The sequence below is a fragment of the Vibrio mytili genome (assembly GCF_049563345.1).
GTDB lineage: Bacteria > Pseudomonadota > Gammaproteobacteria > Enterobacterales > Vibrionaceae > Vibrio > Vibrio mytili.
In genome coordinates this window covers 1,629,687-1,648,880 of record NZ_CP110481.1, presented here as the reverse complement: position 1 = coordinate 1,648,880, position 19,194 = coordinate 1,629,687, and the positions used below count along the sequence as shown (strand labels likewise).

The following is a 19,194-nucleotide window of genomic DNA, read 5'->3' as shown; positions in this document are numbered from 1 at the left end:
GCCCTTATTTTGATCAAACTTTTGATAGAATATCGTCGACCACATTTTGCGGTGGCTGATTGATATCGATGTAAATCGCTTCTTCTTCGCTCGGTTCTATTAGAGTATTAAACTGGCTCTTTAACATGGCTGAACCTTGGAAATAGTGATCTTCTCGGGTCTTAAGCCGTGACCATATTGTGTCAAAATCGCCTTTTAAATAGCAGAACGTGAGGTCAGTGCAACCTGATCTTAATGTTTCTCTGTACTCGGGTTTCAGTGCAGAGCATGCTAAAACTAAGTTGTCTTGCTCTTGGATCAGAGCATTTAGCGTCAGCAACCACTCTTTTCTGTCTTCATCTGTTAGCGGAACGCCATTTCTCATTTTTTCAACGTTTGCCGCTGGGTGGTAATCATCACCATCGAAAAACGGGATGTTTAAAGATTTGGCCAGCGAGTCACCGATAGAAGATTTACCGCACCCAGAAACACCCATAACGATATATTTTTTATTCATAGTATCAACTCATAATTAGGCTTAATGGGCAAGCTTATCGCCACCACAATGCAAGCTCAGGGAATATGATAACCAGAGCAAGAACACAAACTTGTAGTGCAATAAACGGCAGTAGTGCTGTGAAAATTTCACCAAGGCTAATGTCTTTCGGCGCAACAGATTTTAGATAAAACGCTGCTGGACCAAACGGTGGAGACAAGAACGCAACCTGCATGTTTAGACAGAACACCACACCAAACCAAATTGGATCCATTCCAAGGCCAGTGATGATCGGGACGAAAATCGGCATAGTCAGTAGTGCAACGCCAACCCAGTCCAAGAACATACCCAAAACAAAAAGGATCGCCATCATGATAAGCAGGGTAGACATCGCGTTTCCGCCACTTAAGGCGAGAATCGTTTCCTCTACAAAGTCGATACCACCCATTAGGTTATATACGCCAACCAGAGCTGAAGCGCCGATACCAATCCACATGATCATGCCGCAGGTACGCATAGTTGCGATGGAAGACTCTTTGACCATTTTCCAATTTAGCTCTTTGCGAATCGCAGCACTGATAGCAATACCTACCACACCCAGCGCAGAGGCTTCGGTAACTGATGCAACACCGGTGTATATACTACCAAGAACCGTTGCAACTGATAGTAAAGGGAAGAACAGTGCTTTGAAGTAACTCGGGTGAGCTTCAGCATCTTTGGCCAAATCTTCTTCTGACGGCAGCGGTGCAAGAGCTGGATTAAGCTTACAGCGAATTAGTACGTAAGCCATGTAGAACATCGCCAGAATGAACGCTGGTAAGAATGCGGCTTTAAATAGCTCGCCAATAGACACTGACGCTGATAAACCATAGATAATCAGTACGATACTTGGTGGCAGCATAGTACCTAACGCACCACCAGCACAGGTGGTACCAATTGCTAGCTTACGGTCATAACCTAGTCTTAGCATTTGTGGCAACGCAAGAATACCGAGCAGCACTGTTTCACCACCGATAACGCCCGACATAGAAGCAAGGATCACGGCAACAAGTAAGGTCTGAACCGCGACACCACCACGCACTTTACGGCCGACACTTTTCATTGCATCGAACAAGTCTCGAGCGATTCCTGAGCGGTCGAGTAACGCAGCCATCAGTACAAACATCGGCACCGCAAGGAACACATAACCACTTACGAAGCTGAAAATACGGCTGGTGATAAGCGGTAGCGCATCGACACCAAACCAGCCTAAGGTAAAGATCAGTGCGACAAGACCTGTTACGAAAGCGAGTTGCATGCCAGTCAACAATAGACCAATCATCAATACCAGCATCAACAAGCTGCCATACTCGATTCCAATTGATGACAAGTTCGATGTGAAGGTTTGCACACCGACCCAACCTAAAGCAGCGGCTAAGGTCAGAAGGCCAATGACAAGGAACACAGGTTTGTAGCTCCCTACAGAAGGTTTTGTAGAAGATAAGTTATTCATCGCCTTCGTCCCTTAGTTGTTGAATTTCTTTAATCAAATGCAAAATGAATTGAATAAACATCAGGCAAACGGTAAATAGAATGATGCCTTTAAGCAGGGCAGGAAATGGAGGATTCCAAGCGGAGCCCGAGGTTTCTAATCTCAATCCACCCCAAGGTGCAAACCAAGAGTTAGCCACAGTTTGCCACGCTGCATAAATCAATAACCCGCTAAACAGCAACCCTGCTAGATGGTGAAAGACATTCAGGTAACGTTTTGTCTTTTGTGATACCGCATCGTAAACGAGAACGACCCTTACGTGCTTGTCGGTTGCGAGAGCGTAGGCCCCGCCGATCACAAACAGTGCTCCACCAATAAAGGAGGCGGTTTCGTGTACCCACATGGTTGGTGAGTTAAACAAATAGCGGCTCGCTACTTCGTAAAATGAAATGATGACGGTGGCAACAAACAATAAACTAAACAGCTCACTGATTTTGGTTATTGCTTTGTCGAGAATATTCTGCGGCATTTCAGCCGCTAGATTTGTGTCTGATTCTTTCATATGTCTAATTCCAAATGAAATAGGGAGGAGTAAACCTCCCTTTTTTTAACAACTTATAGAAGACCCGAGTCTTTTAGGTAAGTCGTAATAGAATCGTAAACTTTTTTCGCATTAGGAGAGAGCTCGGCATATTTTTCCCACTCGCCCATCGCTATCAGACGGAACTTCTTACGCTCTTCTTCCGACCAGTCGTGAATGGTAATGTTAGGGTTTGCTTCAGCTTCTTTAACGGCTTTCTGGTCTGCGATACGCAGTTGAGTCGTAATATCTTCAGCGAAGTCACGAACCGATACCGTCATGATCTCTTGAAGATCGGCAGGTAGTTTGTCCCACTTTTTCTGACTCATTGAGATATCAATCGTTGGCAGTGAGTGGAAACCCGGTTGAACTGGGTGAGTTGCGATATCGTTCATGCCTGCTTGCTGGTTAGTAGAGAAAACGGTGTAGTCAGCAGCATCAATAACGCCTTTGCTCAAACCAGTAAAGACTTCGGAACCTGGTAGGTTTACTGGTGTTGCACCAGCTGCAGCAAACACTTGTTGAACCAAACCTTCTGGAGCACGAAGCTTAAGACCTTTTAGGTCATCAACGCCATTTAGTGGCACCTTAGATACAAACGACTCTACGCCTGTTGTTGAGCCACCAATGTATTTCACTCCGTAAGGTGCATAGAGCTCAGTCATTAACTCATAACCACCACCGTAGTTGATGTATTGAAGTAGTTGGCGAGTGTCTGACCATGCACCAACCATATTACCGATCAGACCAAATGCTGGATCTTGGCCAGTAAAGTAACCTGTTGCGGTAATGTGACCATCGATAATGCCCATTTTGATAGCGCCTAAGGTTTCTGTGTGTTTAACCACAGCACCAACAGGCAGTAGGTCGATTTCAATACGACCACCAGACATTTTCTCTACGCGTTCGGTCCATTCTTTTTGAACTTGAAAGTTCTTGTCACCAGATGGATCACTGGATTGAAATTTGAAGTTAAAGTCAGCAGCGAAAGCGGAAGTGGATAGCAACGCTAGTGAGATAGCTGAGGTTAGGGATTTTTGTATGATGTTCATTCATTCGTCCTTTAATCTATTATCGGATCTACTTGTATTCCTACTACGCCCGATGTTACCGGGAACATTGAGCAAGTTACCGGTAACATCGGTTGAATTCTAGGAGTTTGATCACGTTCCGTAACATCTTTAATTAGTTTTTAACATGAATGAGATGTCTGTTTATGAATGAGGGTTTATATCTTTTCGATAGAATTCTTCGCGCTGAGATAGACTTTGCTATTTGTTTCAGTTATATCTCGTAATTCTGTTCGATTTCATTTGGTAAAAGGGTTGATCGTCATGTTGGAGATGTTTGGCGTCATTAATATATGGACGTATTTGGTCGGTCTGACCATGATCATTCTTGCTCCGGGTCCAAACTCTCTCTATGTATTGAAATCGAGTTCATCGCTGGGTGTTAAGGCGGGTTACAAAGCGGCCTCAGGTGTGCTTATTGGTGATGCGGTCTTAATTTTACTCTCTTACCTAGGTGTTGCTTCGTTAATTCAAACTTCTCCCGTCCTGTTCACGATCATTCGCTACTTGGGTGCCGCATACTTGCTGTATTTAGGGGTGAAAATCATTCATCAGTTAATGAGCAAAAGTGATGATGGAGAATCAAACGTTGCTCGCCCTAAGAAACGCGAAAATGTGTTTGCTAAATCGCTGACTTTGAGTTTGACCAATCCGAAAGCGATTCTGTTTTACGTCTCATTCTTTATCCAATTTATCGATTATACGTATGAACACACGTGGGTTTCATACTTAATCCTCGCGTTTATTCTCGAAGTTTTCAGTATCATTTATTTGAGTACACTGATCTTTCTCGGGTCATCATTAACTCAATTATTCAAAGATAATAAGGTGTTAGCAAAGTTAGGTAACGGGTTGCTTGGCATGTTCTTTATGGGGTTTGCTGCACGACTAGCGAGTTTGAGCTGATATGGTCCCGGCTCGCGTACTTTGTTCATGGTTATTTTATCGACGAAACTCCAGTTGACCCAATATATCGTACGCCCCGTTATTGCAAGTAGAGAGCAATATAACGAGCTGATTTTCGCAAATATATTCAGAGTCTAGAAAAGACACTTTTTAGTCTCAGCTCTATGATGAGGTTCGCGCCAGATTGTCTTCATAAACTTTAAAGCATAATTAGGTTGCTGTTTGGGGCAACAGGTCTTCAATCTGGTGGTCTAACCGTTTTGTCATCTTTAATTTTCATTGCAAATTCTGATTAGGTTCTTACCTCAACAGATTGATTTTTAGCCATAATTGACCAAGCAATTTGGGTTCTTTTCGCCCTTGTCGTAGACCTTGCTTACCATAGTAATGTCGTACGCCCTCCCATGTAGTTGAAAGTCGGTGTGCACACTCATCATTGAGACCCCCCTTTGACAATGGTGGATTGTCGCCAAGCATTATCAGACGTTTGGTAGAGTCGTTGGCTCGAGCCAGTTCATCCATATGTTACAAACCTGTCATCTAGCTGACTTGATAGGTTTTTAGTCACACTTTAATCACAAGTGTGACTGAGGTTCGAAAGTGTTTAACATTAGGGGCAGCGTATCAAAAGTTGATGTAATTTAGGTGGTTGCTAAGCTTAATTGATAATTTAGAAAGAGAGATAGGTTGCTGTATCTTTAACAAAGTTCTTCGCACTGGCCGCTTGTTTTTACATATAATTAGACGAGTGGATTGCATGGGCTTTTGAAAGGGTAATGTCACTGATTTGATTCGGTGTGTTTTAACATAGAACGCGGTATTTCAGGGAAGTAAAACGGATAATGCGAGTTTTAATTGTAGAAGATGATCGATTAATTAGTGAGTCACTAGAGCAGCGCTTTAACGATCTAGGTCATGGTGTGGACTGTGCTTATGATGGTGATGTGGCGTATTCACTCGTTTCTCATACTCAATACGATTTAATTATTTTAGACCTCAACCTTCCCAATCGAACAGGGGAAGAAATCACCAAAAAAATCCGACAAGTCTCAAATACACCTATATTAATTTTAACCGCTCGGAAAGAAGTCTACGACAGAATTAATTTGCTGGACTTAGGTGCGGATGATTTTTTAAGTAAGCCATTCGACTTGGGAGAGTTAGAAGCACGCTGTCGAAGTATTGTCCGCCGAAGCCAGGGTAATGATAATAACGTGGTAGAGCTGGGCAACTTGAGTTTTGATTCAGTGACGGCAACGGTAAAAGTGAAGGGCGAAAATATCACGCTCAAACAGCGAGAGTATCGTCTATTAGAGGTCTTTGTCAGCCACCCTAATCGTGTGATGAGTAAAGAGGAAATTATTGATCATTTGTATGGTTATGATAACCCCCCTAACCATAATGCTATTGAGACCTATGTAGGGCGACTGCGAAAAGCGTTGGGAGACAGCAATGTGGAGATTAAAACTCTACGCGGTTTAGGCTATGTATTATCAGTGCAATCATAATGTTCTCTATTTCAACGCGCTCACTCCGATTCCAGCTGCTCGCCTATTCGACCAGTACCTTACTTTTTATTGGCCTTATCTCTATGTTAGGTGTGAAGCGATATGCCTATGAAACCGCGCAACACACCTTTGACCGTCCACTGGCAAATGCCGCATTACAAATTCTGGAAGAAGTCCGATTGGAAGCCGGTGAGTTAAGTGTTGATTTGCCGTTTTCTGCATTTAGTGGGCTTGCGGACTCACCGCGGGACAAAGTGTACTATTTAGTGGCGACCAAACAAAAAGAGTTCGTAACCGGATATAGCGCGTTATTATCAGAAAAGGTGGTCGTTTCGCAAATCGATGCCAACCCCATTCAGTTGGAAGTTGTCCCTCACTATTTTGACTTGAAGTTTAAAAAGCAGCATGTGCGCTTTGCATTGGTGGGTCGAGTGATTAATACCCGTAAGGGGCCGCATCATGTGTATGTGTTAGTTGGGCAAACGACAGAAGCCCGAACGGATTGGGAACAGCAACTCTCTAGCGTCGCATCCAAACTTATCTTGGGCGTTGTACTTTGTACGATGATCGTCATTGTCATCTTGATTGCTCAAGTACTCAAACCACTTAAAGTGATTAATAGAAAAATATCACAGCGTTCAAATGTGGATCTAACCCCGATAGATTTACAGGGACCGGAAGAAGTTATGCATTTGGTGAGAACGATAAATAGCTTTATGTTTCAACTAGATGAAACGCTATCAAACTTAAAAAATTTTACAAGCGAGGCCGCGCATCAATTAAAGACTCCCCTCGCGGGTATGAGAGCTCAAGTTGAGCTGATGTTAAGTCGAGAGACCTCAACGCAGTCAACCCAGTCACTGATTCGTATCTTAGAGGCGTGTGGCGTTTTAGAAAGAACGATAGAACAGCTCTTGAACCATGCGACGATAAAACACCGTTTTCGCAGTATGGAACCACAAAGCGTGAATATAAATCATCTCGTGCAATCTGTTTGTCGAGACCTTGCCATTAATGCGCTCAAACGAAATATCGAGCTTAGCTTCCAACAGAGTTTCCTATTTAAAATAACGGGTGATGAGTTTTCGGTGAGGCAGATGTTGCTCAACTTAATCGAAAACGCGATTAAATATTCTCCTGATTCGAGTGTGGTGGAAGTTGAAATTGCTCAACGTGGCACCAAAGCCATTATTTTGATCCGAGATTATGGTGTCGGCATTCAAGACGCGGACAAACCACATGTATTCGAGCGGTTCTATCGGATCTCGGAAAATAGCCAATCTGGTACAGGATTAGGAATGAGTATTGCGGCCGATGTTGCAGAGAAATCCCATGCTCAATTGTTTTTACTTGATACGGTTCCACATGGCTTAACGGTCGAAATTCAATTCCCATATCGTAGATGGGAGGAGATTTAATTATGTTGCAACGCTTTATCTTTATTACGACATTATGTGGGATGTGTTTGTCGAGTGCTTTGGCCAGTGAAACTCAACCTCGACTCGTTAGAGTATTTGGGGCGGCTTATCTGTCTGAGATGAAACCACTTCTCGATGACTTTTCTGATCGTAATCCGGATATTGATATCCAATATAAATGGATGAGCAGCGAAGACCTTGATCGTTATATTCGTGATCAACAAAAACCACAACCGGATGTGACCATAAGCTCGGTGATGCATCTGCAACTGCGGTTGGTCAACGATGGCTATGCGCTTGAACATAAACGTATTCATAAGCGTAGTTCGAACGCACATGAGTTACTGCCCGATTGGAGCCAGTGGCGCGATGAACTGTTTGGTTTTAGTTTTGAGCCTGCGGTCGTTGTGTTTAACAAGTCGTTTTTAGAGGGGAAACAAATCCCTACGAATCGCATTGAACTTATGTCGTTTATTCGTCGCTATAGTGATGAGTTTATGGGCAAGATTGGGGTTTATGATATTCGTAAAGTAGGCATCGGATATTTGCTTTGGTCGTTTGAGCGGCAGCAAGCTCGCAATTATGGGCAATTTCTCGAGCTATTTAATCTTCACTACGCTCGCACTTTTGACAGTTCACGAGATATGCTGGATGCCTTAAGTTCCGGTGAAATTGTGATGGCTTATAACATTCTGGGGTCATATGCACAGAGTTGGCAACAGCTCAACGATGATGTATCGATCACATCGATGAGTGATTACACCCCAGTGATCATTCGAACTGCGTTTATTAATCGAACAACCAAAAATGTCCAAGGCGCTCAGAAATTTATTGATTATCTACTTTCTTCTTCCGGACAGTGGGTGATGTCTGAGCAGACGAATATGCCGCCGATACGCACTGATATTAATAGTGTTAACTCCGCCTCGTATATGCGCCAGCAGTATGCTGAACAGCTGAAACCTTTACCTCTTGACGTACGTTTGCTTGTCTTTGCCGACGAAAGTAAACGGCAGATTGTGATTACGGAATGGGAAAATGCGTTAAAAGATTATGACTGACATGACATTACCTGCTCTTATGGTGTCGTGAGTCAGCGATTTGACAGGTTCATTTTGTAGCTTGATACCACCACTTTTTGGACTTGAAAGTGGCAATAATGGTAAGGAGCACAAAATGACACAATCCCAGTTTATCCCTTGCATGCTTATCCGTGGTGGCACGTCCAAGGGCGCTTATTTTCTCGCCAGCGATCTTCCTCAATCTCCAGAACTAAGAGATCAACTACTGATTCAGATAATGGGGTCGGGAGATGTTCAACAAATTAACGGTATTGGTGGCGGTACCACTTTGACGAGTAAGGTGGGAATTGTTTCTCGCTCTGATTCAGAAGATGCTGAGTTGGATTACCTTTTTGCACAAGTTGGCGTTGAAGAAAAATTAGTCGATACCAAACCCTCTTGTGGCAATATTTTATCAGGTGTTATCGCTTTTGCCTCTGAAAAAGGCCTAATCGAACTTGCTGATGGCACGACGACCGTGCGGGTTAAGAACGTCAATACCAATACAATTATTGATGTAACAGCAGAAACGCCTAACAAATCCCTGAAGTTTGACGGTAGCACTACTATCGATGGGGTTCAGGGAACGGGTTCTCCAATTCTTCTCAACTTTCTTGATGTTGGTGGCGCAAAAACAGGCAAATTATTCCCTACAGGTTCAGTTCGAGAGACGATTAATAATATCGACGTCACTTGTATTGATGCTGCTGTTCCCATGGTCCACATTCCAGCTCAAGCCCTTGGGCTGATAGGTAATGAAACGAAGTTCGTTATCGATAGTAATCAGGTGTTGCTCGATAAGATAGAGGCTATTCGTATTATCGCGGGTGAAAAGATGGGATTAGGTGATGTGCGCGCAAGTGTGATTCCTAAGGTGTCCATTGTTTCTCCTCCCCATCATGGCGGCACCATCACGTCTCGCTATCTCGTACCGCATAATTGCCATGCCAGTCACGCGGTCACGGGGGCTATTTGTGTGGGAGCCGCGAGTTTAATCGAAGGAACGGTTACTCATCAGCAAGCCAGCGGTTCTTCTGAAACGGTAATGATTGAACATCCCAGCGGAAAAATAGATGTCAAATTGGTTTTGCTTGAAGGTGAACATGAACCTGTTATCGCCCAAGCGGCGCTCATAAGAACCGCAAGGCCATTATTTAAAGGGGATGTCTACGTCGCTTAGCAATAACTTATCGCCCTCTGTTTTGAACTTAAGCCAAATTTGAGAAATATGTATCACTTTTGTTAAAAGACCGTGTTGGTGTCAGTCTGGTGACAGCTTGAGTATTTACGGTGGGCATATCGCAATGAAGCGATTCAAAGTAATCAACACTGCCATAAAGGACTTGAGGAGGCGCTATGCTGCTTAACAACTACTTCAATAAAACGATGTTACGCATCAGCGGACAGCTAGCATCCGCTGCGTTAATGACATTTTCTTTTACGTCACCAGTGAATGCAGACTCGGTGAGTTTTGAAGGTGAACGTATTCAAATGACAGTACCTTACAAAGAAGGTGGAGGTACGGATACTTGGGCTCGATTTTTTGGCCCTTATTTCACTCAATATCTTCCTGGTGAGCCAGTCGTTGTAATTAAGAATGTACCGGGTGGTGGCTCAACCAAGGGCGCAAACCAATTTGCACGACGTGCAAAAGATAATGGTTTGGATGTATTGGCAAGCTCAGCATCGACACAGTACACCTATCTGCTAAATGACCGTCGCGTAAAGTATGACTATAACGACTGGAAAGCGGTACTCGCTACACCGACTGGAGGGGTGGTATACATCAGCCCGGATGAAGGCATAAAAAATGCGGAGCAGTTTATTGAAAATTTGGACAAGCTGAAATTTAAATATGCGAGCCAAGGTGCCACTACCATTGATCTTGTCCCTCTGTTGGCACTTGATTTACTCGGCGCCGATGTACAAGCCGTATTTGGTATGAAGGGACGCGGCGCTGGACGTTTAGCATTTGAACGAGGTGAAGTAAATTTAGATTCACAAACGAGTTCTGCTTACTTGAAGAAAGTCGTGCCACTGGTTGAAGAGGGCAAGGCGATTCCACTGTTTAGCTTTGGTGTTATTGATGCGCAAGGCAAGCTTCAACGAGATCCAAATTTCCCCGATATTCCTCATTTTGGAGAAGTATATCAGCTAGCCAAAGGGGACATAGATAGCTCGAAAGGATTTCAAGTTTGGCGATCGTTTTTTATCGCAGGATTTGTCGCGCAGAAAGTTTTCTTTTTACCTAACTCGACTCCGCAAGGTATCCAGCAAGCTTGGAGTGAATCAATGGCTAAGCTGGTGGAAAACCCTGAATTTCAACAACGAGCTGAAGATATGTTAGGGAATTATAAGCAGCTTACGGGTTTGGAGGCTGAACAAGCGGTTGATTCCATTCTCTCTTTAGATGAAGAGAGCAAAGAGTGGGTAGCCAACTGGCTGAAACAAAAATACAACACCAGACTTTAATATTTTCAGAATTCCACCCCTTAACAAGACATAAACTAGCGGAAAACAGTGTGACGCGCTGTTTTCCTTTCTAAGCACCCCCGGTCACATCAATTGCAAGTATGTACCGTCTATCGTGCACTGTGAACTCACAAGGATTCTATTATGTTTAGTGAATTACTTGCCGCTTTGCAGACAATTTTAACGTTGCACCATCTAAGCTATATGCTCGGTGGCGTGTTATTAGGTCTTGCAATCGGTATCTTCCCTGGGTTGGGAGGTATTGCCGGCTTATCATTGTTACTACCATTTTTATACGGCATGGACCCTGTTTCGGCACTTGCGATGCTAATAGGTTTAGTCGCGGTTATTCCTACTTCAGATACGTTTACCTCCGTATTAATGGGAATTCCAGGCTCGAGTGGCTCGCAAGCGACGGTTCTGGATGGTTTTCCAATGGCCAAAAATGGGCATGCGGCTCGCGCTCTGTCAGCGGCTTTTGCTTCCTCGCTATTCGGAGGGTTATTTGGTGCCGTGGTTCTGACCGGCTTTGTCCTGATTGCTCGTCCGGTCATTCTTGCTTTTGGGTCAGGTGAACTCTTCATGCTCACCTTACTTGGTTTAACCATGGTGGGGTCACTTGCCGGAAAAAGCTTAGTTAAAGGATTATCTGCTTGTGGATTAGGTGTGTTGTTAGGCAGTGTCGGTAGTGCCCCAGCGACTGGTGAGTATCGAATGACATTTGATAACTTCTACCTGATGGACGGGATCCCTTTGGTGGTCGTGGGGTTGGGGATTTTCGCCTTACCAGAGATTATCGATCTATTACGCCAGAACAAGCCGATTGCGAATGCGAGCAAGTTAGGCTCTGGCTGGCTCATGGGTGTTAAGGACTTCCTTGCCAACAAGTGGCTTGCCGTACGATGCAGTGTGATTGGCTGTATTATCGGCGCTCTGCCTGGTTTAGGTGGGAGTGTCGTGGATTGGATTGCCTATGGCCACGCGGTTCAAACGACTAAAGATAAACCAAATTTCGGCCATGGTGATGTCAGAGGTGTTATCGCGCCAGAGTCATCCAATAATGCAAAAGAGGGAGGAGGCTTAGTCCCAACATTGCTGTTTGGTATCCCGGGCTCGGGTGGTATGGCAGTATTTCTTGGTGGGATGGTTTTGGTTGGTTTAGAACCGGGCCCTGCTATGGTGAGTACCGATCTCGATGTTACCTATACGATTATCTGGTCACTTGCACTTGCTAACGTGTTTGGTGCAGCAGCCTGTATGCTTATTTCCCCTTGGGTAGCGAAGTTAACCACGGTACGTTATGCCTTATTAGCCCCTTTTATGGTCATGGTTATCTGCTTTGCTGCATTCCAGGCTACGAGAGATTTGGCCGATCTCGTCACTTTGCTTGCAGTTGGTGTACTTGGGGTGTTAATGAAACGGTTTGATTGGCCAAGACCTGCATTCTTAATTGGTTTTGTCCTTTCTGCTGGGATGGAAACCTACTTATATCAAGCCATACAGTTTGATGGTATTGAGTTTTTACTTCGTCCAGGTGTGATGATCATCGGTGCGATTACGTTGCTTTCACTGATATTTATGATTCGTCAAAATATGAAAAAAAGCAACGAAGTGACAACCACAGCAAAAGTGCCAACTCGTCGACCTCAAGTGATTTTTGCTGTATTGGTTAACCTCGCTTTTGCTTACGGTATTTATGACGGTTATCAACAAAGTTTCTTAGGTGGGATATTCCCAATTGTCGTTGCAAGTGGCATGTGGCTGTTGTCTGCAATAGTTGTTGTGCAGCTTTTAACGCGTCCAGAAGGTTCCCCTGTCTACTTTGACAATGAGTATGAACAAGGATATGCCCACGATAGCAATACGGCGTCCATCATGCATTATGTTTACTGGATTGCTGGGCTCGTAATAGGCAGTTACTTAGTTGGTTATGTTATCTCTATTGCGATTTTTTTCTGTGCATTCTTAATGAACAAGGCCGGAATGAGCTTGTGGCGATCACTTGCAACGACGGCTGCAGCTTCAGGCTTCTTGCTTGGCCTAACCCACATCATGTTGCTTGATTTGCCTATTGGTCTGTTACAAGAAACTGTTTCTTTACCTTGGCCGCTGGGCTAAAAAGGAGAGCGTTATGCCAATAAAAACCATCATTATGCCATTTGCTTCTCAGGAAGACGGTAAGCACAGACTGGAAGGGGCATTAAACGTGGCCCAATTCTTTAGCGCTCACCTTGATGTGTTGCACGCACAAGTGGGGGCTGAGAAGCTAATGCCGAGTGAAAAACGCCTGATTTCCAGAAAGTTTTACGATCAGATAGACAAAATTGTTCGCGATTACGTGAATGATGATATGTCACAAGCCAAGCAAAGCTTTGAGCATCTATGCCAAAAGTTTGGGATCGATGAACATCAGTCCGATTCCCAGCTAACGAGCGCCAAGTGGCATGACATCTTTGGTTATCGTGGAGAAATTGTCGCAGAAAGAGGCAAAGTTTCAGATCTAATCATCATCCCTCAATCTCTTAATGGACAAACAAGTGTCAGTTTTGAAGCTGCAGTGAGTCACGGGGGAAAGCCCATATTGATCATGCCAAGGCAGCAAACTCATTTTTCACCCGAGACGGTCATGATTGCATGGAACGGTGATAAACCTGCTGCAAATGCAGTCAATAGTGCTCTCCCTTTGCTTAGAGAGGCTAAGCAAGTTGTGGTGGCCACGAGTGAGAAGTACTTACACAATAAGCCAACACAAGAGGATCTTGCTCGCTATCTAGCGCGGCATAATATAGATGTTGAGTGTATTACGTTTACTCATAAAAGCAGAAATACAGGATCCCAGTTACTAGAAGTTGCTTCTGAGATTAATGCTGATGTTCTAGTGTCGGGGGCTTTTGCTCACCAAAAGCTTCATCAGAAAGTCTTTGGTGGTGTTACTCAAAAGTTACTCACACGCGCTAAAATTCCGCTTTGGATGATGAGTTAATTTTTATTTTGTCAGTTAGATGACAGGTTGATCTGTTAGTTTATAAACATGGCTGGTTAGCAATTTATCCGTCCGCCCAAGAAAATCTGCAAGGTTCAAAATCTCCTTCCTTGCGTCGCTAACCAGCCTCACTTTTTTAAGCTGCTTAATGTAACGTTAAGCAGCTTTGATCATTTTGGAATAACAGTAGTGAACTGTAATGATTACGTCGGCTCCAATCAACATACCTCCACTTGATTACGGACCCTATATTATCTGAGCCATGTTATCTAAGTTGTTCTCTTATCTACCCAATGAAACTGTTTTTAGAAGACTATACGACCTACAACTCCTCTAATTCGGAGGTTGAAAAATAGCTCTCCCTACTCAGTTGATACGACGTCCACGCAGGACTCTTTCTCTGGAGATCGTTGTAATTCTCAGGTCAAAGATTCATTAGTGACGCTTTCAAACAAAAAGCCCCAGAACCAAAAGTCGGAACTGGGGACAGATAAACGCATCTTACTCAACACAAACTATTTTAAGATTTAAGGCCGGCAGCGGTCATCAGTAGTCGAAAACCCATAGATACGATACCAAGTGCGACAACACTTGCAGCCCAGATACCGATCATCCAGGCCCATTGTTCGATTCCTTGTTTCATTTTCATCATTCGCTCTCACAATTGGATTAATGGTAGGCTTCGTCTTCTTTCACTTTTCCAGAAAACACATAGTAACTCCAGAATGTATAGGCAAGTATTATCGGAATGATCAGCACCGCACCAAATAACATAAAGCGTTGACTTATCTCCGGAGCTGCCGCATCCCAAATTGAAATATTAGGTGGAATAATATTCGGCCAGATACTAACCCCAAGTCCAGCGAAGCCCAAAATGACGATGATTAATGCCATAAGAAATGGGCTGCGTTCTTTGTGTTTTCTTACCGAGTCAACGGTTTTGAAGCACACCAGACCCGTAATAACAGGTACAGGAAGCAAATAGAAAATATTCGGCGTAGAGAACCAGCGCTCAGCAATGGATGGAAACGCCAGAGGAGTCCACGCACTAACAATAATTAATGCAGCAATCATCACCGCTAGGGTTTTGTTGGTAAAACCGAACATGGTTTGTTGCAACTCGCCTTCGGTTTTCATAATCAGCCATGTACTACCTAACAGTGCATATGTTGCGATTAATGCAAAGCCACAGAAAATCGGGAATGGCGCCACCCAGTCTAGTTGTCCACCGACATAGACGCGACCTTCTACATCAAAACCTTGAATGACTGCGCCGACAACGATGCCTTGGAAAAAGGTTGTGCAGATTGAACCGACCATAAATGAACGGTCCCAAAATTGTCGATGGTTTTCCAGGGCCTTAAAGCGAAATTCAAATGCAACGCCACGAAAGATTAGTGCGATGAGCATGAGTGTTAGTGGAATGGTTAACGCTTCTATAATCACCGCGTAGGCAAGTGGAAATGCTCCGAATAACGCAGCACCACCCAGTACAATCCAGGTTTCGTTCCCGTCCCAAACCGGGGCTACGGTGTTCACCATGACATCTTTATGTTTTTCGTTTTTAACAAACGGCATCAGGATGCCAATCCCCAAGTCAAAGCCATCCATTACAATGTACATGAGTGTGGCAAAAACGATGATCGCGAACCAAATCACGGATAAGTCAAATAGCATATTCTTTACCTTAAATTCTTAACTTGTGAGGTTAAATACGACCTGAAATTGTGCTCATTTCATGATGTTCGTGGTCTTTAGTCTCAGGGCCTTGTTTGATCTGACGAATCATATAGTAGTAGCCAAACCCAAACACCGCGCTGTAAACAACAAAGAAGCACAGGAGGCTAATGCTCATTTGTAAATCGCCATGAGCAGATACCGCATCATGAGTTTTCTGAAGTCCGTATACAACCCAAGGCTGACGGCCAATTTCTGTCGTGAACCACCCGGCAAGAATCGCGATAAGTCCAGTCGGCCCCATTAGTATCGAAAACTTCAGGAACCAGTTTGTGGTATAAAGCGCGTTTTTGCGATGCAGCCATAGGCTGTAGAAGCCTTGCAAAATCATTAGCATACCAAGCGCTACCATGATTCTGAATGACCAGAACACCACGAGTGAATTTGGTCGTTCGTCTTTTGGAAAATCTTTTAGCGCTGGAATGGGCTCAGTTAAACTATGGCGTAAAATCAAACTGCCTAGTACAGGAATCTCAAGCGCGTACTCTGTTTTTTCTTTTTCCATATTTGGAAAACCAAACAGGATTAGGGGAGTGGGCTCACCATCTGCGTTTGACCAATGCCCTTCAATTGCGGCGATTTTTGCGGGTTGATGTTCTAGGGTGTTCAAACCATGCATGTCACCAATAAGTGCTTGAATTGGAGCAACAATGACAAGCATTCCTAGTGACATTGCAAACATTTTTTTAACTGCTGAACTGCGATTGCCTTTCAGTAAGTGCCATGCTGCCGATGCACCAACAAATAAAGCCGTACTCAGAAATGCTGCAACACCCATATGCATTAATCGATATGGAAACGACGGGTTGAAGATGACTTCAAACCAATCAACAGGAACGACACGTCCATCTACAATTTCGAAACCTTGCGGCGTTTGCATCCAGCTGTTTGAAGCGAGAATCCAAAATGTTGAGATGATGGTACCTAAAGCCACCATAGAGGTAGCAAAGAAATGAAGTTTCTCACCGACACGGTTCCAACCGAAAAGCATTACGCCAAGAAATCCTGCTTCTAGAAAGAATGCAGTTAATACTTCATAAGTAAGTAATGGGCCCGTAATGCTACCAGCGAAGTCAGCAAAACCACTCCAGTTAGTACCAAACTGGTAAGCCATCACTAAGCCAGATACGACACCCATACCAAAGTTTACTGCGAAGATTTTCGACCAGTAATGATAAAGGTTTTTGTAATCAGGATGACGAGTTTTCAACCATAACCCTTCAAGTACCGCTAAGTACGTGGCTAAGCCGATGGTAATTGCGGGGAATATAATGTGGAAAGAGACAGTAAAAGCAAACTGTATTCTCGCCAGCATAAATGCATCAAGACCAAACATAAACTTCCTATGAGCTTAATAATAATTTTAGGGTGCTATGTTAATCGCTGTTTTTGAGAGACTATAGATACAGAAAAAGGCTAGAAATATATAACAGTTTAATTCAGGTAGTGTTATTGTTTAATGGCGCTTAATTACTGGTGAGGATCTGGTTTTGGCAAAGTATCAGGAGCTGGTGGAACAGTTGAAACGGCAGATTTTGTCAGGTATATGGAACCCAGGTGACAAACTTCCTTCTTTACGAAAGCAATCTGAGCATGCTGGAATGAGTCTGATGACAGTGCTCCATGCTTATCAGCTACTGGAGTCTCAAGGTTGGATTATTTCTCAAGCACGGTCTGGATACCGTGTTGCACCGAGAGTGAAAGAGTCCAATGTTCAACAGACACCGATGGCTGTATCTTCTACAGAGCAAGTCGATATCAACGAATTTATATTTGAAGTGCTTCAGGCTAGCAAAAACCCGCAGATGGTAAACTTTGGATTCGCGTATCCGAGCCCTGATTTATATCCTCGTTATCATGTGACTCGTGCCTTATCGGCTGCGGCGCGTCACATGCCGATCTCAAATTCGTTTGATAACCTGCCGCCGGGTAACGAGCAGCTGAGATCGATTATTGCCAAGCGCTATGCCGCAAAGGGGATTGAAATTTCTCCAGATGAAATCGTGATTACCGCAGGGGCATTGGAGGCTTTAAATTTGAGCTTACAGGCCTGTACACGTCAAGGTGATTGGGTGGTGGTAGAGTCACCAACATTTTATGGAGCTTTACAATCGTTGCAGCGCTTGGGGTTAAAAGCGTTATCTGTACGTACAGATCCAATATCAGGCATTGATCTCGATTCATTAGAGCGGGCTTTGCAAACGCATGATGTAAAGGCGTGTTGGTTGATGTCTAACCATCAAAACCCGTTGGGCTTTACGTTGTCAGATGATAAAAAGAAACAAGTTGTTGATACTTTAAAGCGTTATAACGTCGCTTTGATTGAAGATGATGTTTACAGCGAACTCTATGATGGGACGGAACCCATGAGTTCGATGAAAATGTATGATGATACGGGTAATACCATGCTGTGTTCATCCTTCTCAAAATCGTTGATTGCTGGTCTGCGTATAGGCTGGGTAGTCGCAGGAAAACGAGCGCTTGAAATTCAGAAATTACAGCTAATGAGTACTTTGGCAACCAGCGCCCCGATTCAGATGACTCTGGTTCATTACTTAACCAGCCGAAACTACGAGTTACACCTCAAACAATTACGTAAAAAGCTTGCTGAACGTAAGAAAAAAATGACTGAACTGCTTAAGTCACTCCTTCCCGATGAGGTGCGCATCGTCAGTCAAAGTGGAGGGTATTTTGTTTGGATTGAATTGCCAGAGCACGTTGACACTATGCAGATATACCGTGAAGTGTTGCAAAAAAATGTCAGTATTACTCCCGGTAAAATGTTTAGTCCAACAGAACAATATAACCACTGTATTCGGCTTAATGCCTCTTTCGAGCTCGATAAACACCATATTAGGGCGATAGAGGTTTTAACAAACAGTATTGTTTCGCAAATTTGTATACTCAAGTGATCTTAAAGTGTCGGATTCAGAGCGAATCAATTCTTGCTCCACAAGCATCTAGAGGTTAGTTGAGCCTAGAGGCAGGGAGTTGAGGAGGTAATAACTCATGCTATGTGCTCATTGTCTCCTCAACGAATCTTACTCGAGCTTATGTTTCAGTCAAAACACCAAGCTCGCGCGCTTGAGTGAGGGTTATTTGATCTGATACCAAGTTATGCAGGGCGGCTTCGGAAAGTTGCAGAACTTTGACATTGTCGGTCGGTGGTGAAACATGCACTTCGATCGTATTGTCTGTCTCACTGATGCGTGACCACAATTGGCGATCCACCACATAGACATAAGCACCTTTAGGTAATTCTGGATTGTTCTTGGTCATCAAATTTAGCCACCAACTCGCTCTTCGTAGCCCTGCTTGACCTTCTATAGCTTGCAGTGGCTGCATCGACTGAGAACGTATTGCTTGCTGAGTCGCAATGGATACATCTAGTGCTCCAGGATAGCTTTCGCTAAATGGGTTGATAAACAACCCATCATAAGAGCAAGCCCAACTCGCTGGGCTTGCTAATGCGATAACTCCAGAAGCGATGACGGTTGTTACACGCTTCTTCAT

At 43.9% G+C, this 19,194-nt stretch carries 17 protein-coding genes; 9 read left to right on the top strand and 8 right to left on the bottom strand.

Features of this window, described 5'->3' with window-relative positions; all coding sequences use genetic code 11:
- Nucleotides 1-13 precede the first annotated feature (13 nt).
- From ONE56_RS07610 to ONE56_RS07595, 4 genes are all read right to left on the bottom strand, one after another.
- A complete protein-coding gene (locus ONE56_RS07610) occupies nucleotides 14-496 on the bottom strand; it encodes a gluconokinase (RefSeq protein WP_423839606.1) in 483 nt (160 codons plus the stop codon).
- A gap of 34 nt (nucleotides 497-530) precedes the next feature.
- Entirely contained in the window at nucleotides 531-1,808 is a 1,278-nt protein-coding gene (locus tag ONE56_RS07605) for a TRAP transporter large permease subunit (RefSeq protein WP_331437579.1), read from the bottom strand.
- A gap of 151 nt (nucleotides 1,809-1,959) precedes the next feature.
- Complete coding sequence (locus ONE56_RS07600; RefSeq protein ID WP_014234027.1) at nucleotides 1,960-2,508, bottom strand: TRAP transporter small permease subunit; 549 nt, start codon at nucleotides 2,506-2,508, stop codon at nucleotides 1,960-1,962.
- A gap of 53 nt (nucleotides 2,509-2,561) precedes the next feature.
- Nucleotides 2,562-3,578: a TRAP transporter substrate-binding protein gene (locus ONE56_RS07595; protein WP_041155531.1), complete on the bottom strand. Its 1,017-nt coding sequence runs from the start codon at nucleotides 3,576-3,578 to the stop codon at nucleotides 2,562-2,564.
- Between the two features lie 282 nt (nucleotides 3,579-3,860).
- Between ONE56_RS07595 and leuE the strand changes: the two genes are divergently transcribed.
- The 8 genes from leuE to ONE56_RS07555 all read left to right on the top strand — a co-directional run bounded on the left by leuE (nucleotide 3,861) and on the right by ONE56_RS07555 (nucleotide 13,944).
- Nucleotides 3,861-4,502 (top strand): leucine efflux protein LeuE, encoded by a 642-nt coding sequence (gene leuE, locus ONE56_RS07590; RefSeq protein ID WP_041155532.1) that lies wholly within the window; start codon nucleotides 3,861-3,863, stop codon nucleotides 4,500-4,502.
- Between the two features lie 842 nt (nucleotides 4,503-5,344).
- On the top strand, nucleotides 5,345-6,010 hold the full coding sequence (locus ONE56_RS07585; RefSeq protein WP_423839605.1) for a response regulator transcription factor: 666 nt from the start codon (nucleotides 5,345-5,347) through the stop codon (nucleotides 6,008-6,010).
- Entirely contained in the window at nucleotides 6,010-7,428 is a 1,419-nt protein-coding gene (locus tag ONE56_RS07580) for a sensor histidine kinase (protein ID WP_423839604.1), read from the top strand. The genes ONE56_RS07585 and ONE56_RS07580 overlap by 1 nt, the downstream gene beginning before the upstream one ends.
- Nucleotides 7,429-7,430: 2 nt before the next feature.
- Nucleotides 7,431-8,489, top strand: a complete 1,059-nt coding sequence (locus tag ONE56_RS07575) for an ABC transporter substrate-binding protein (RefSeq protein WP_423839603.1) — start codon at nucleotides 7,431-7,433, stop codon at nucleotides 8,487-8,489.
- A gap of 115 nt (nucleotides 8,490-8,604) precedes the next feature.
- Complete coding sequence (locus tag ONE56_RS07570) at nucleotides 8,605-9,669, top strand: 4-oxalomesaconate tautomerase (protein ID WP_041155537.1); 1,065 nt, start codon at nucleotides 8,605-8,607, stop codon at nucleotides 9,667-9,669.
- 176 nt (nucleotides 9,670-9,845) lie between these two features.
- Nucleotides 9,846-10,961, top strand: coding sequence for a Bug family tripartite tricarboxylate transporter substrate binding protein (locus tag ONE56_RS07565; RefSeq protein WP_423839602.1), 1,116 nt, complete (start codon nucleotides 9,846-9,848; stop codon nucleotides 10,959-10,961).
- A 144-nt stretch (nucleotides 10,962-11,105) separates the two neighbouring features.
- Nucleotides 11,106-13,079 carry a tripartite tricarboxylate transporter permease gene (locus ONE56_RS07560; RefSeq protein WP_423839601.1) on the top strand — a complete coding sequence of 658 codons (1,974 nt, stop codon included), beginning with the start codon at nucleotides 11,106-11,108 and terminating at the stop codon, nucleotides 13,077-13,079.
- A 13-nt stretch (nucleotides 13,080-13,092) separates the two neighbouring features.
- Nucleotides 13,093-13,944, top strand: a complete 852-nt coding sequence (locus ONE56_RS07555; protein ID WP_423839600.1) for a universal stress protein — start codon at nucleotides 13,093-13,095, stop codon at nucleotides 13,942-13,944.
- Nucleotides 13,945-14,464: 520 nt separating this feature from the next.
- Here ONE56_RS07555 and ONE56_RS07550 read toward each other — a convergent pair.
- Genes ONE56_RS07550 through ONE56_RS07540 form a run of 3 tightly spaced genes read right to left on the bottom strand, consistent with a single transcriptional unit; the run spans nucleotide 14,465 to nucleotide 17,017 of the window.
- Nucleotides 14,465-14,593, bottom strand: coding sequence for a DUF2474 domain-containing protein (locus tag ONE56_RS07550; protein ID WP_084735760.1), 129 nt, complete (start codon nucleotides 14,591-14,593; stop codon nucleotides 14,465-14,467).
- 20 nt (nucleotides 14,594-14,613) lie between these two features.
- The gene (gene cydB, locus ONE56_RS07545) at nucleotides 14,614-15,621 is read right to left on the bottom strand and encodes a cytochrome d ubiquinol oxidase subunit II (protein WP_041155540.1); all 1,008 of its coding nucleotides are present in this window, start codon (nucleotides 15,619-15,621) and stop codon (nucleotides 14,614-14,616) included.
- A 31-nt stretch (nucleotides 15,622-15,652) separates the two neighbouring features.
- Nucleotides 15,653-17,017, bottom strand: coding sequence for a cytochrome ubiquinol oxidase subunit I (locus ONE56_RS07540; protein WP_041155541.1), 1,365 nt, complete (start codon nucleotides 17,015-17,017; stop codon nucleotides 15,653-15,655).
- Between the two features lie 154 nt (nucleotides 17,018-17,171).
- Between ONE56_RS07540 and ONE56_RS07535 the strand changes: the two genes are divergently transcribed.
- Nucleotides 17,172-18,593: a PLP-dependent aminotransferase family protein gene (locus ONE56_RS07535; protein ID WP_423839599.1), complete on the top strand. Its 1,422-nt coding sequence runs from the start codon at nucleotides 17,172-17,174 to the stop codon at nucleotides 18,591-18,593.
- A 139-nt stretch (nucleotides 18,594-18,732) separates the two neighbouring features.
- Here ONE56_RS07535 and ONE56_RS07530 read toward each other — a convergent pair whose 3' ends face one another.
- Nucleotides 18,733-19,194 carry a hypothetical protein gene (locus ONE56_RS07530; RefSeq protein ID WP_423839598.1) on the bottom strand — a complete coding sequence of 154 codons (462 nt, stop codon included), beginning with the start codon at nucleotides 19,192-19,194 and terminating at the stop codon, nucleotides 18,733-18,735.

Excerpts from the sequence above, each read along its gene's own strand:
- leuE (WP_041155532.1), top strand. The coding sequence starts at position 3,861 with ATGTTGGAGATGTTTGGCGTCATTAATATATGGACGTATTTGGTCGGT.
- cydB (WP_041155540.1), bottom strand. The coding sequence starts at position 15,621 with ATGCTATTTGACTTATCCGTGATTTGGTTCGCGATCATCGTTTTTGCC.
- ONE56_RS07605 (WP_331437579.1), bottom strand. The coding sequence starts at position 1,808 with ATGCTGGTATTGATGATTGGTCTATTGTTGACTGGCATGCAACTCGCT.
- ONE56_RS07555 (WP_423839600.1), top strand. The coding sequence starts at position 13,093 with ATGCCAATAAAAACCATCATTATGCCATTTGCTTCTCAGGAAGACGGT.
- ONE56_RS07585 (WP_423839605.1), top strand. The coding sequence starts at position 5,345 with ATGCGAGTTTTAATTGTAGAAGATGATCGATTAATTAGTGAGTCACTA.
- ONE56_RS07565 (WP_423839602.1), top strand. The coding sequence starts at position 9,846 with ATGCTGCTTAACAACTACTTCAATAAAACGATGTTACGCATCAGCGGA.
- ONE56_RS07570 (WP_041155537.1), top strand. The coding sequence starts at position 8,605 with ATGACACAATCCCAGTTTATCCCTTGCATGCTTATCCGTGGTGGCACG.
- ONE56_RS07540 (WP_041155541.1), bottom strand. The coding sequence starts at position 17,017 with ATGTTTGGTCTTGATGCATTTATGCTGGCGAGAATACAGTTTGCTTTT.
- ONE56_RS07595 (WP_041155531.1), bottom strand. The coding sequence starts at position 3,578 with ATGAACATCATACAAAAATCCCTAACCTCAGCTATCTCACTAGCGTTG.
- ONE56_RS07560 (WP_423839601.1), top strand. The coding sequence starts at position 11,106 with ATGTTTAGTGAATTACTTGCCGCTTTGCAGACAATTTTAACGTTGCAC.
- ONE56_RS07610 (WP_423839606.1), bottom strand. The coding sequence starts at position 496 with ATGAATAAAAAATATATCGTTATGGGTGTTTCTGGGTGCGGTAAATCT.
- ONE56_RS07530 (WP_423839598.1), bottom strand. The coding sequence starts at position 19,194 with ATGAAGAAGCGTGTAACAACCGTCATCGCTTCTGGAGTTATCGCATTA.
- ONE56_RS07600 (WP_014234027.1), bottom strand. The coding sequence starts at position 2,508 with ATGAAAGAATCAGACACAAATCTAGCGGCTGAAATGCCGCAGAATATT.
- ONE56_RS07550 (WP_084735760.1), bottom strand. The coding sequence starts at position 14,593 with ATGAAAATGAAACAAGGAATCGAACAATGGGCCTGGATGATCGGTATC.
- ONE56_RS07580 (WP_423839604.1), top strand. The coding sequence starts at position 6,010 with ATGTTCTCTATTTCAACGCGCTCACTCCGATTCCAGCTGCTCGCCTAT.
- ONE56_RS07575 (WP_423839603.1), top strand. The coding sequence starts at position 7,431 with ATGTTGCAACGCTTTATCTTTATTACGACATTATGTGGGATGTGTTTG.